Raw genomic sequence first — 13,438 nt, forward strand, 5'->3', positions numbered from 1 at the left:
GAGTGCGCGAGGGGGGACTTGAACCCCCACGTCCTGAGACACTGGAACCTAAATCCAGCGCGTCTGCCAATTCCGCCACTCGCGCGAGCGCTTGTCAGACTACGCCACCGTCGACCGGTCTCCATCGTCAGGACCGGCCGACGGTCGGAGTACGGCTGTTCGTCTACGCGGACAACGGCTTCGGTGCCCGCCTGCCGGCCTGTGCTCGCTGGTGCCGCCATACTGCGTTCAGCAGCGCTGCCGGATCGAGGTCGGCCGTCTCCGCGGCGCCGGCCAGCAACTCCAGGGCATGGGACTCGGTGACCGGTTGCGCCGATCCGGTTGCCTCCGTGACGAACATGCACAGAGCCTCGAGCGTTCGAGGGCCGATGAGCCCGAGGCGTAACACGAACGTCTCCCATGTTGTGGTGCCGAGTCCGGGGATGGCGGTGATGACGGACCAGGCGCCCCGCCCGTCGGCCAGTTTCCGGGAGGTGTCGATGCCGGCGTGCACGAGGCCTGCGGCGGCGAGAGCGGTCGCCTCGGCCTTGGTGGTGTAGTTGCCCGGAACGCGTTGCCGATTGCCCAGGATCTCGGCGAGTCGGTCCGGGGTGTCGGCGAAGTCCGCCAGCGCGCTGATGTCGTCGAGTCGCGTGCCGCGATGACAGCGCCAGTTCTCGATCACGCGTCGGACACCGGTGCGCGGTGTGCCGTACGTTGCCCGTGCCGAGAAGGCGGCGTCGAGCAGGGCGGCCTCGGCCTCCTCCGGCCAGGCCGGCGGCCACTGCGACCGCTCGCTCGGCAGTGTCGCGGCGATGTGTTCGACGAGTGCATCGACGAATGCATCATCTACGAATGCATCGGCGAGTCCGTGAACCTCCGGTGTATCCATGTTCCCCCCTGGTGTCGGTTGTCCGGCGGACGCTATCCGGGCACCCCGACAGACTCCGACGCGACCGCGACTCCCGATTTCGAACCGACCGCACGTTCGAGGCCCGCCGTCAAGGAGGTCACGAATTGATAACAATCAACGTGAGGGTTCCCTCAGGTTTGTGGACGTCCATGCATGGCCTGTGACCCGCAGTTACGCGGTCTACTGGCGGGTCACTTTCGCGCGATCCTGTGCGCAATGTCACTTGATACTCGCTGGTAGGGAAGGGGGTCGGTGGCAAACGTGAGGCTTCCCTCATGATTTTGTGCCAACCTTGACGCGCCCGGATTCGCTGGATTTCGAAGCGTGTTCGAGGGGTGCCGCGACATCGCCGCGACAGCTCTGCCGAGGGCGGCCGACCACGACCTACCTCCCGTCAGGGAACCAGGAGAGGACTTAACTTCAGTGACGATCGACGACACTGCAGGAAACGGACGAACCTCGAGGGAGAGCAGCCAGTTCGGATCGGATCGGGGTTCTGCCCGGTCCTCCGCGCAGGGTCCGCTCGTGGACCGGTTGCGGGCAGGCGAGCCGTACGCACTGGCTTTCGGTGGCCAGGGCGCGCCGTGGCTGAGCGCCCTCGCGGAGCTCGCACGTGACAGCGGCCTGGAGCCGACGCTCACCGAGCTGGTGAACGAGGCTGCCGCGCTCCTCGCGCCGGTCGCGCAGGACCTTCTGGTGGTTCGCCCGGTCGGTTTCGATCCGATCGCGTGGATCCTCGAGCAGGAACTCGCGGACGATGAAGACACTGCCGGCGCGCCCGCCGGCCCGTCCGCGGCCGCACTCACCTCCGCCGCAGTGTCGCTGCCCGGCGTCTTCCTGACCCAGCTCGCGGCGCTGCGTGCGCTGCAGCAGCAGGGCCTCGATCCGGCGGAGACAGCCCCGGTCGCGACGATCGGCCACTCGCAGGGCCTCATCGCTGCCGCCGCCGTGGAGGGTGGCGGTGCCGCTGATGGTGCGCTGCTCGCCACCGCCCAGCTCATCGGCGCCGGAGCCGGTCTCGTCGGCCGTCGCCGCGGCATCATCGCCACCGCCGACCGCGCGCCGATGCTGGCCGTCTCGAACGTCGACCCCGATCGTCTCGAGGCAATCGTCGCCGAGCTCGCCGAGGGCCAGGAGCCTGAGCGCGCCGCTGTCATGGCGATCCGTAACGGCCGCCGTCGTGTCGTGCTGTCCGGTCCGCCGGCCCAGCTGGCCTGCGTGCAGCAGCGCTGCGAGCAGATCGCGGCCGACGAGACCCGCGCCCGTGACGCCAAGACTCGCGGCGGCGCCGTGTTCTCGCCGGTCTTCGAGTCGCTGTCCGTCGAGGTCGGCTTCCATCACCCGGCCCTGAACGAGGCCGTCGACATCATCGGTGGCTGGGCCACCCGCTGCGGCCTCGACGCCGAGCAGGTGCGCGCCCTCGCGCAGGCCGTGCTGGTCGATCCGGTCGACTGGGTCGACGCGGTCGACGGCGCCGTCGAGTCCGGTGCCGCGTGGATCCTGGACCTGGGCCCCGGCGACCTGCTCACCCGCATGACCTCTGCGGGCCTGCGCGGCCACGGCGTCGGCATCATCGCCGCGTCCACCCGCGGCGGTCACCGCAACCTGCTCACTCCGGGCGCCGCACCCGAGGTGCCGCGCGCGTGGACCGAGTTCGCGCCCAAGGCAGTTCAGCTGCCGGACGGCCGCGTCGCCGTCGAGACCGCGTTCACCAAGCTCACCGGTCGCTCGCCGATTCTGCTCGCCGGCATGACCCCCACGACGGTCGATCCGAAGATCGTCGCCGCCGCGGCCAACGCCGGTCACTGGGCCGAGCTCGCCGGCGGCGGCCAGGTCACGGAGCAGATCTTCGCCGACCACGTCGAGGAACTGAAGGGCCTGCTCGAGCCGGGGCGCGCCGTGCAGTTCAACTCGATGTTCCTGGATCCGTACCTGTGGAAGCTGCACGTGGGCGGCAAGCGCCTCGTGCCGCGCGCCCGGGCCGCGGGCGCCCCGTTCGACGGCGTCGTCGTCACCGCAGGCATCCCCGAGCTCGAGGAAGCCGTCTCGATCATCGAGGAGCTCACCGAGGCCGGCTTCAGCTACGTTGCGTTCAAGCCGGGCACCGTCGCGCAGATCCGTTCGGTGATCCGTATCGCCAACGAGGTCCCGACGTACCCCGTCATCGTCCACATCGAGGGCGGCCGCGCCGGTGGTCACCACTCGTGGGAGGACCTCGACGACCTGCTGCTCGACACCTACGCCGAGCTGCGCACCCGGGAGAACCTGGTGCTCTGCGTCGGCGGCGGCATCGGAACCCCGGAGCGGGCCGCCGACTACCTGACCGGCCGTTGGTCCACCGAATACGGCTTCCCGGCAATGCCTCTCGACGGCATCCTCGTCGGCACCGCCGCGATGGCAGCCCTCGAGGCCACCACCTCGCCCGAGGTCAAGCAGCTGCTGGTCGACACCCCCGGCACCCCCGACTGGGTCGGTGCGGGCACCGCCGAGGGCGGCATGGCCTCCGGCCGCAGCCAGCTCGGCGCCGACATCCACGAGATCGACAACGCCGCATCGCGCACCGGTCGTCTGCTCGACGAGGTCGCCGGTGACGCCGAGGCCGTCGCTGCCCGCCGCGACGAGATCATCGCCGCGCTGGACGTGACCGCCAAGCCGTACTTCGGTGACGTCGCGGCCATGACCTACCAGCAGTGGCTGCGCCGCTACCTCGAGCTCGCCGTCGGCGTCGACTCCCCGCAGGCGTTCGACTGCGGCGGCGACGTGCAGGACGCGATCGCGGAGGCCACGCAGTCGGTATGGCTGGACGTCTCGTGGCGTGCCCGTTTCGGTGAGATGCTCCAGCGTGCCGAGGCCCGCCTGCACCGCAACGACCGCGGACCGATCGAGACCCTGTTCGCGGATTCGGCCACGCTCGACCAGCCGTTCGCCGCGCTGTGCGCGCTCGAGGCCGCATACCCGGACTACGCCACCACGGTGCTGCACCCGGCCGATGTCCCGTTCTTCACCGCGCTGTGCAAGACGCCCGGTAAGCCCGTCAACTTCGTGCCCGTCGTCGACGGCGACGTCCGTCGCTGGTGGCGCTCGGACTCGCTGTGGCAGGCTCACGATCCGCGTTACGGCGCCGACCAGGTGTGCGTCATCCCCGGCACCGTCGCGGTCGCCGGCATCACCCGCGTCGACGAGCCGGTGGGCGATCTGCTCGACCGCTTCGAGAAGGCCACGGCCGACGAGCTCGTCGCGACCGGTGTCACCCCGGCCCAGGTCGCGGGTCGTCGCCACGGTGGCTTCGGCACGGGTCTGCTCGACGCCGTCCTCACCGCGCCCGACGTGCTGTGGGCCGCGCGCCTGACGCAGAACCCGGTCCGTCGCCTCGGCGAGGTCGCCGAGTGGACCATCGAGTCCGACACCGTCGCGAGCCACGACAAGACCGGCGCCCGCCTGGTCGTCGCCGGCGCCGAGCACGTCGACCTCACGGTCCCGCTCGCGCTGGGCAAGGCCGTCGAGATCCGGATCACCGTCCCGGCCGCGGTCCGCGACGGCGGTGCCCCGGTCGTCACCGAGGCCGACGCCGAGGCGTCGATGTCCGCACTGCTCGGCGTCGCTGCCGGACAGGAGCTTCCGGCGGTCAAGGGTGGTGTCGCGCACATCAACCTCGCGTGGACCCCGGACCTGGTCGCCGACCACGCCGGTGTCACCGGCGTCGGCCTGCCGGAGACCGTGAGCACCAGCGGCAATGCGGTGCCCGACGTCGTCGTCGGCGCCTGCTGGCCGGCCGTGTTCGCCGCTCTGGGTGCCGCGACCACCACGGCGGGCGTCCACGTCATCGAGGGCATGCTCGACCTGGTCCACCTCGACCACGCCGTGCACCTGGTGGGTGAACTGCCCACGGAGACCAGCATTCTCGTGGTCCGTGCCGAGGCCGGCGAGATCGTCGACACCGACATGGGTCGCGTCGTCGAGGTCCGCGTCGAGGTCGGCGCGATGCTCGGCGAGGGCCTCGACGCCCCGGCCGTCGCGACGCTCACCGAGCGCTTCGCGATCCGCGGTCGCACCGGCAAGGGTGAGCTGGCCGATCCGGCCCGCGCCGGCGGTTCGCTCGGCGACGACGTCGCCGAGACCCCGCGTCGCCGTCGCCGCGACCTGAAGATGGTGGCGCCGCGGAACATGGCGGCGTTCGCCCGCGTCTCCGGTGACCACAACCCGATCCACACGTCCGACGCGGCCGCACTGCTGGCCGGGCTCGGCAGCCCGATCGTGCACGGCATGTGGCTGTCCGCCGCGGCACAGCAGGCCGTCACCGCCGTCGATCCGCAGTCGAAGACTCCGGCTCGTCGTCTCACCGCGTGGACCGCCCGCTTCCTCGGGATGGTCCGTCCCGGCGCCGAGATCGACGTCCGCGTCGACCGTGTCGCGACCGACCGCGGTGCCGAGATCGTCGAGGTGGGCTGCCGTGTCGACGGCGACCTGGTGATGGTCGCCACCGGCCGCACCGCCACGCCGAAGACGGTGTACGCGTTCCCCGGTCAGGGCATCCAGCGCCCGGGCATGGGCCTCGACGCCCGCGCCCGCAGCAAGGCCGCCCGCGAGGTGTGGGAGCGCGCCGACAAGCACACCCGTGAGGCCCTCGGCTTCTCGATCCTGGCCGTGGTCCGTGACAACCCGACGCTGGTCAAGGCGCGGGGCGTCGAGCATCGCCACCCGGACGGCGTGCTGCACCTGACCCAGTTCACGCAGGTCGCGATGGCCACCCTCGGCGTGGCCCAGGTCGCGGAGCTGCGCGAATCCGGTGCCTACGTGGAGGGTTCGTACCTGGCCGGCCACTCGGTCGGTGAGTACAACGCGCTCGCCGCGGTCGCCGGTGTGCTGCCGCTCGAGGCGCTGCTCGAGGTCGTGTTCCAGCGCGGTTCGGCGATGCACGAGCTGGTCCCGCGCGACGCGGCCGGCCGCAGCGACTACCGCATGGCCGCGATCCGTCCGTCGCAGATCGGTGTCGCCGACGACGAGCTGCAGGCCTTCGTCGGAGGCGTCGCGGACGCGACGGGTGAATTCCTGCAGATCGTGAACCTCAACCTGAAGGGTTCGCAGTACGCGATCGCCGGCACGGTCAAGGGTCTCGCCGCGCTCGAGCGTGAGATCGACATCCGCCGTGAGGCTTTCGGCGGCAAGCGCGCGTTCATCGTGGTGCCCGGCATCGACGTGCCGTTCCACTCGACCGTGCTGCGGGGCGGTGTCGACGACTTCCGCGCCAAGCTCGACGAGCTGCTGCCGCAGGACATCGATCCGTCGGTGCTGATCGGCCGCTACATCCCGAACCTGGTGCCGAAGCTGTTCAACCTGCGCCGCGACTTCGTCCAGGAGATCGCCGACCTGGTGCCGTCGCAGCAGTTGCAGGCCGTGCTCGCCGACTTCGACAGCTGGAGCGAGCGCCCCGTCGCGCTGACCCGCGTCATCCTCGTCGAGCTGCTGGCCTGGCAGTTCGCGAGCCCGGTCCGCTGGATCGAGACGCAGGACCTGCTGTTCACCGACGAGGCCGACGGCGGCCTCGGGGTGGAGCGGTTCGTCGAGATCGGTCTGGGTGCCACCCCGACCGTCGCGAACCTCGCCTCGCAGACGACGAAGCTGCCCGAGCATGCGAACAGCACGGTCGAGGTCCTCAACATCGAGCGTGAGGCGTCCGTCGTCTACAGCACCGATGTCGATCCGGCGCCGGTGGAGGATGACGAGCCCATCGAAAGTGCCGCTCCCGCAGCGGCAGCCGCTCCGGCTGTCGCCGCGCCCGCCGCGGCCCCGGCCGCGCCGGCCGGTGGTCCGCGCCCGGACGACATCGCGTTCAAGGCCGCCGACGCCACCAAGGTGCTCATCGCCCTGTGGACCAAGCTGCGCCCGGACCAGATCGGTCCCGCCGACACCATCGAGGCGCTGTGCGACGGCGTGTCCTCGCGCCGCAACCAGCTGCTCGTCGACCTCGGCGCCGAGCTGTCGCTCGGCGCGATCGACGGCGCCGCGGATGCCGACATGGGCTCGCTCGCAGTGACGGTCGACCGCCTGGCGCGCACCTACAAGCCGTTCGGCCCGGTGCTGTCCGACTCGATCAACGATCACCTGCGGAAGGTGTTCGGCCCGTCCGGTCGCCGCCCCGCCGCGATCGCGGACCGCGTCAAGAAGGTCTGGGAGCTCGGCGACGGCTGGGCCCACCACGTGACCGCCGAGGTCGCACTCGGCACCCGTGACGGCTCCAGCGTCCGCGGTGGCGCGATGGGCGGTCTGCACGAGGGTGCGATCGCCGACGGCGCAGCGGTCGACGCGCTCGTCGACGCGGCCGTGCAGTCGGTCGCCTCGCGACGCGGTCTCGTAGTTTCCTTGCCGGCCGCCGGTGGCGGTGCAGGCGGAACCGTCGACGCTGCCGCGCTCGGCGAGTTCACCGAGCACATCACCGGTCGCAACGGCGTTCTCGCCTCTGCTGCCCGTCTGGTGCTCGAGCAGCTCGGCTTCAGCGATGCGGCGGCGGCCGCGGTCGCAACCGAGGACACCGCGCTCGTCGACCTGGTGTCGGCCGAGCTGGGTTCGGACTGGCCGCGCCTGGTCGCCCCCGCGTTCGACGCCAAGAAGGCCGTCCTGATCGACGACCGCTGGGCCACCGCTCGCGAGGACCTGGCCCGGGCCTGGATCGGCGAGACCGAGCTGACCGTCGAGCGTTTCGACGGTGCCGGTGCTGCCGTGGCCGCCCACGCCCAGTGGTGGCAGCAGCGCGCCACCGACACCGGCCGCACCACGCTCGCCGAGATCTACGGCCGCATCGCGCAGGTCGCGATCGCCCCGATCGACGAGGCCGGTCAGTGGTCCGGTGAGATCGCGGTCGTCACCGGTGCGAGCAAGGGCTCGATCGCCTCTTCGGTGGCGGGCAAGCTGCTCGGCGGCGGTGCGACGGTGGTCGTGACCACTTCGCGCCTCGACGACGCGCGGCTGGGCTTCTACCGCAAGCTCTACGCCGACAACGCCCGCGCCGGTGCCGCCCTGTGGGTGGTCCCCGCGAACATGGCGTCCTACGCGGACGTCGACGCGCTCATCGACTGGGTCGGCACGGTCCAGACGGAGACCGCGGGTGGCGCGAAGAAGCTGATCAAGGAGGCGATGACTCCGACGATGCTGTTCCCGTTCGCCGCACCTCGCGTGGCCGGTGAGCTCTCCGACGCCGGCGCCCGCGCCGAGATGGAGATGCGGGTCCTGCTGTGGTCGGTGGAGCGACTGATCGGCGGCCTGTCGAAGATCGGCTACGACAGCGACGTCGACACCCACCTGCACGTGGTGCTGCCCGGTTCCCCGAACCGCGGCCTGTTCGGCGGCGACGGCGCGTACGGCGAGTCCAAGGCCGCGCTCGACGCGGTCGTCGGACGCTGGTCGGCCGAGCGCACGTGGGCCGAGCGGGTCACGATCGTCCACGCGCTGATCGGGTGGGTGCGCGGCACCGGCCTGATGGGCGGCAACGACCCGATGGTCGAGGCCGTCGAGGCCAAGGGCGTGCGCACCTGGTCCACCGACGAGATGGCCACCGAACTGCTGGGCTCGTGCACGGCGGACGTCCGGCGTGCTGCTGCGGATGCACCGCGTGTGGTCGACCTGACCGGCGGACTCGCCGAGGTCGACCTGGATCTGCCCGCGCTGGCGAAGGAGGCCGCCGAGGCGGCCGAGAACGCCGGCAAGAAGGCCGACGAGGCCGGTGTCGATGCGAATTCCATTGCGGCGCTGCCTGCTCCGCCGCGTGCGGTCGAACTGCCGGCCGTCGGGTCCTGGCCCGAGCTGGACGTCGATCCTGCCGATCTGGTCGTGATCGTCGGCGCCGGTGAGCTCGGCCCGTACGGTTCGTCCCGGACCCGCTTCGAGATGGAGGTCGACGAGCAGCTCTCGGCGGCCGGCGTACTCGAGCTGGCATGGAACACCGGCCTGGTGACGTGGGAGAACGATCCCGTCGCCGGCTGGTACGACGCCGAGACCGGAGACCTGGTGCCGGAGGCGGAGATCGCCGACCGCTACCACGACGCCGTCGTCGAGCGGTGCGGTATCCGCACCTACGGTGACGAGGGCGCGATGGTCGACAACACGGCGCCGCTGCTGACGTCGGTGTTCATCGACAAGGACCTGTCGTTCGTGGTCGGCTCCGAGGCCGAGGCCCGGGCGTTCGTCGACTCCGATCCGGAGAACACGACCGCCGCGGTCGACGCGGAGAGCGGCGACTGGACCGTCACCCGCAAGGCCGGCACCGAGATCCGCGTGCCGCGCAAGGCGAAGCTGACCCGCACGGTCGGCGGCCAGATCCCGACCGGGTTCGACGTCACCAAGTGGGGCATCCCCGCCGACATGGCCGGATCCGTGGACCGTGTGGGCCTGTGGAACATCGTCTCGACCGTCGACGCGTTCCTCACCGGCGGCTTCACCCCGTCCGAACTGCTCCGTTGGGTGCACCCGGCGTTCGTTGCCAACACCCAGGGCACCGGTATGGGCGGCATGACGTCGATGCGCTCGCTGTACATCGACACGCTGCTCGGTGAGTCCCGCGCGAACGACATCCTGCAGGAAGCCCTGCCGAATGTGATTGCGGCGCATGTCGTCCAGTCGTACGTCGGTGGCTACGGCGCGATGGTGCATCCGGTTGCGGCGTGCGCCACGGCTGCGGTCTCCGTCGAGGAGGGCGTCGACAAGATCCGGCTCGGCAAGGCCAAGCTGGTCGTCTCCGGTGGCTTCGACGACCTCGGTATCGAGGGCATCATCGGCTTCGGTGACATGTCGGCGACCGCGAAGTCGGACGAGATGACCGCCAAGGGCATCAGCGATCGTCGCTTCTCGCGGGCCAACGACCGCCGTCGCGGCGGATTCGTCGAGTCGGCCGGTGGCGGCACGATCCTGCTGGCCCGGGGCGACCTGGCCCTGGAGATGGGCCTGCCGGTCCTCGGTGTGGTCGCGTGGGCGGGTTCGTTCGCCGACGGTGTCCACACGTCGATCCCGGCCCCCGGCATCGGTGCCCTCGGCGCCGGACGCGGGGGACAGGACTCGCAGCTCGCGCTGTCGCTCAATGCGCTCGGTGTCACCGCCGACGACATCTCGGTGGTCTCCAAGCACGACACCTCGACCGCGGCGAACGACCCGAACGAGGCCGAACTGCACGAGCGTCTGGCCGCGGCCCTGGGCCGCAGCGAGGGTGCCCCGCTGTTCGTGATCTCGCAGAAGACCCTCACCGGTCATGCCAAGGGTGGTGCGGCGGCGTTCCAGCTGATCGGCCTGTGCCAGGTCCTCGGCCAGGGCGTCATCCCGCCGAACCGCAGCCTCGACTGCGTCGACGACAAGATGGCGGAGTTCTCGCACCTGGTGTGGCCGCGGACCCCGCTGCGCTTCGGCGACCAGTTCGCGCTCAAGGCGGGCCTGCTGACCAGCCTCGGCTTCGGTCACGTGTCGGGCCTGATCGCGGTGGTTCACCCGCAGGCGTTCGTCGAGTCGATCCCGGCGGATCAGCGCGAGGCCTACCTGGCGCAGGCACAGCAGCGCACGATCGACGGTCAGCGCCGTCTGGCCGCGGCGATGTGCGGTGGCGACAGCCTGTACGAGCGTCCGGCGGACCGTCGCTTCGGCGGGGACTCGGTGCCCGCCAAGGCATCCCGGCAGCTCGAGGCCGACATGCTCCTCGCCGAGGATGCGCGCCTGGGCAGCGATCACGTGTACCGCCTCGGGAAGCCGGGGTGCCAGTGATGGCCATTCTCGGAATCGGCTTCGACGTCGTCACGATCTCGGAGTTCGAGGAGCAGCTGAAGCGTCCCGGTACGGCGATGAAGTCGAGCTTCCGTCCGGGGGAGCGGCGCTACTGCGAGGCCAAGAGTGAACCGGCCCGGCACTACGCGGTGCGCTGGGCGGCGAAGGAGGCCGTGATCAAGGCGTGGGCGGCCTCCCGGTTCGCCCGGCCGCCGGCCGTCGGCGACAACGCCTACGTGCAGGTCGAGGTCGTCAACGACGCCTGGGGGCGCCCGACGATCAAGCTGCACGACGAGGCCGCGCAGTTCCTGCCGTCCGCGAAGATCCACCTGTCGCTCACCCACGACGGGGACGTGGCGGGAGCGATGGTCGTGATCGAGGAGCCGGACCCGATCGCCTGACCGGACCCGGACGAACGAGACCGGCCGACGGAGAAATCCGTCGGCCGGTCTCGTCGTTTCTGCCGGACCGCGGGCGGAAATCGCGCCGGATTGCCGCCGAACAGGGGGTCGAGGGACGGTAATCGGCGTAGAAACGGAGGCGAGGCTGTTCCGAACCTGTTCCGGGGTGATCCGAGACGGAAGGGCTAAACCGTGTTCCACTCGACACAGAACGATCAGATTTTCCGCAGGCCCGGCACGATCCGGGCGGTGACCGCGGTGGGGTTCGCGGCACTGCTGGCCGTGACCGGGTGCTCGTCGAACGACGACAACTCGTCCGGTTCGACCAGCGCCTCCATGACATCCGCGTCCATGACATTCGGGACGGGGATGACCTCCCCGAGCGGGACGGGGACGGCGATGCCGATGACCGGGGCGTCGAAGGACGTGAACGACGCCTTCGTCGCATTCTTCTCCGGGGAGACATCGGGAGGCCAGAAGATCCTGCTGGTGCAGAACGGCGAGGCGTTCGCCGACACCATCAACGCGCAGGCCGAATCGCCGATGGCGAAGGGCACCACGGCGACCGTGACGAACGTGGACATGGACGCCCCCGGCCACGCGACCGTCACGTACACGATCGAGATGAACGGTCAACCCGTGCTGGCCGACCGGATCGGTGAGGCCGTCGAGCAGGACGGCCAGTGGAAGGTCGCACAGGGCACGTTCTGCGACCTGCTGACCCTCGAGGGAAACCCGCCGCCGGTGTGCGGACAGCCGACGACATCGGCGGCGACACCGAGCTGAGTTCGACATGAGCCGCGGTGTCGTCGCGCCGATCGGCGCGACGGCGCAACCGCGCGCCGCGCTCGCGACTGTCTGCGCGGTGCTGTTCCTGACGTTCCTCGACACCACGATCGTCAGTGTCACGCTCGGCAGCGTGCAGTCGGACCTGCATGCGGGTGTGGTGTCGCTGCAATGGGTCGTGAACGCCTACACGCTGGTGTTCGCGTCTCTGATGCTGACGGCGGGTTCGCTCGGCGACCGGTGGGGACGCAAGCGGGTCATGGTCGCGGGCATCGTGATCTTCTGCGTCGGTTCGGCGGTGTCGGCGGTCGCGTCGACCGTCGCGGTGCTCATCGTGGGGCGCGCGGTGATGGGCGTGGGAGCGGCCGCATCCGAGCCGGGCACGCTGTCGGTGATCCGCCACGTGTTCCCTGATCGGAGCGACCGTGCCAAGGCGCTCGGTGCGTGGGCCGGTGTGTCCGGTCTGGCGCTCGCGCTGGGCCCGGTGGTCGGCGGTCTGCTGGTCGGCACGTACGACTGGCGCGCGGTGTTCTGGTTCAACCTCGTCCTCGGCGCCGTGTTGTTCGTCGCGGCTGTTCGATTCGTTCCCGAGAGTTCCGATCCGCAGCCGGGGCGACTGGACCTGGCGGGGTTCGTGTTGGGTTCCACCTTCCTCGGATGCGTCATCTTTGCGGGCATCTCGGGGGAGAACGTCGGCTACGACGCACCGTCGGTGATCACACTGTTCGTCGTCGGCGGAATCTCGTTGGTCGCCTTCGTGATCGTCGAGCTGCGGGTCCGCAACCCGATGCTCGACTTCCGGTACCTGCACCCGCCGCTGGTGCGCAGCGCGCTGATCGTCGCGTTCGCCGTCTACTTCGGGGTGTTCTCCATCTTTTTCTTCACCGCGCTGTATCTCGAGGAGGTCTACGCCTATTCGGGACTGCACGCCGCGGCGATGTTCACGCCGATGGCGGTCGCGATCGTGGTCGGCTCCGCGCTGTGCGGATTCTGGGTGGCCCGCAGTTCGGCCGCGGTGCCCATGATCGTGGGGTGCATTCTGGCGGCGGTGGGCATCCTGCTCACCCGAGCGGCACTGAGCGGCGACCCGTCCTTCGTTCCGTTGGCCGGCGCGCTCACCGTCGCGGGTCTCGGGTTCGGGATCGCGGTGGTGCCGTTGACGTCTGCCGTCCTGTCCGGGGTGCCCGCCGCGCACTCGGGGATGGCGGCTGCGGCCACCAACACGATGCGTCAGATCGGGGCCGTAGTGGGGGTCGCGGCGCTCGGCGCGCTGGTCAACTCCCACCTGACGGAGGACCTCACCGGCAGGCTCAACGATCTGGACATTCCCGCCAACTTCCAGTCCATCGTCATCGACGCGATCAAGACCGGGGCCGTGCCGGCCGGCGGAAGTGAGGAGGCGTCGTCGGCCTACGGTCCGATCGTCGACCAGGTCATCGACGCGACGTACGCGGCGTTCCATGCCGGCCTCGACACGGCGCTGCTGGTCTCCGCGAGCATGATCTTCGTCGCGGCCGCCATCACGGTCGTCGCAGCAGTGCGGGTGCGTGGCAGGACCAGCGGTGGCTACGACGGTGTGGCGGAGGTGGAGGCCCGCTGACCCCGGTCGGGTGCGGTGGAC

General features: G+C 70.4%; 6 protein-coding genes and 1 tRNA gene. 4 read left to right on the top strand and 3 right to left on the bottom strand.

Features of this window, described 5'->3' with window-relative positions; genetic code table 11:
• Window positions 1-3: 3 nt before the first annotated feature.
• Both DEU38_RS24920 and DEU38_RS24925 read right to left on the bottom strand, forming a co-directional pair.
• Window positions 4-85 (bottom strand) — tRNA-Leu (locus tag DEU38_RS24920).
• Between the two features lie 78 nt (window positions 86-163).
• Window positions 164-871, bottom strand: coding sequence for a hypothetical protein (locus DEU38_RS24925; RefSeq protein WP_114724069.1), 708 nt, complete (start codon window positions 869-871; stop codon window positions 164-166).
• Between the two features lie 444 nt (window positions 872-1,315).
• On the opposite strand from DEU38_RS24925, the gene DEU38_RS24930 reads away from it, so the two are divergent.
• Entirely contained in the window at window positions 1,316-10,630 is a 9,315-nt protein-coding gene (locus DEU38_RS24930; RefSeq protein WP_114724070.1) for a type I polyketide synthase, read from the top strand.
• Window positions 10,630-11,031, top strand: coding sequence for a holo-ACP synthase (locus tag DEU38_RS24935; protein WP_114724071.1), 402 nt, complete (start codon window positions 10,630-10,632; stop codon window positions 11,029-11,031). Before DEU38_RS24930 ends, DEU38_RS24935 begins: the two co-directional genes overlap by 1 nt.
• A gap of 215 nt (window positions 11,032-11,246) precedes the next feature.
• Here DEU38_RS24935 and DEU38_RS28725 read toward each other — a convergent pair whose 3' ends face one another.
• Window positions 11,247-11,384 carry a hypothetical protein gene (locus tag DEU38_RS28725; protein ID WP_174911557.1) on the bottom strand — a complete coding sequence of 46 codons (138 nt, stop codon included), beginning with the start codon at window positions 11,382-11,384 and terminating at the stop codon, window positions 11,247-11,249.
• Between DEU38_RS28725 and DEU38_RS24940 the strand changes: the two genes are divergently transcribed.
• Together DEU38_RS24940 and DEU38_RS24945 are read left to right on the top strand one after the other, a co-directional pair.
• Window positions 11,383-11,817 carry a hypothetical protein gene (locus DEU38_RS24940; protein ID WP_114724072.1) on the top strand — a complete coding sequence of 145 codons (435 nt, stop codon included), beginning with the start codon at window positions 11,383-11,385 and terminating at the stop codon, window positions 11,815-11,817. The genes DEU38_RS28725 and DEU38_RS24940 overlap by 2 nt on opposite strands.
• A 7-nt stretch (window positions 11,818-11,824) precedes the next feature.
• A complete protein-coding gene (locus DEU38_RS24945; protein WP_114724073.1) occupies window positions 11,825-13,417 on the top strand; it encodes an MFS transporter in 1,593 nt (530 codons plus the stop codon).
• Window positions 13,418-13,438: the final 21 nt, after the last annotated feature.

Source organism: Rhodococcus sp. AG1013 (genome assembly GCF_003350365.1).
Classification (GTDB): domain Bacteria; phylum Actinomycetota; class Actinomycetes; order Mycobacteriales; family Mycobacteriaceae; genus Prescottella.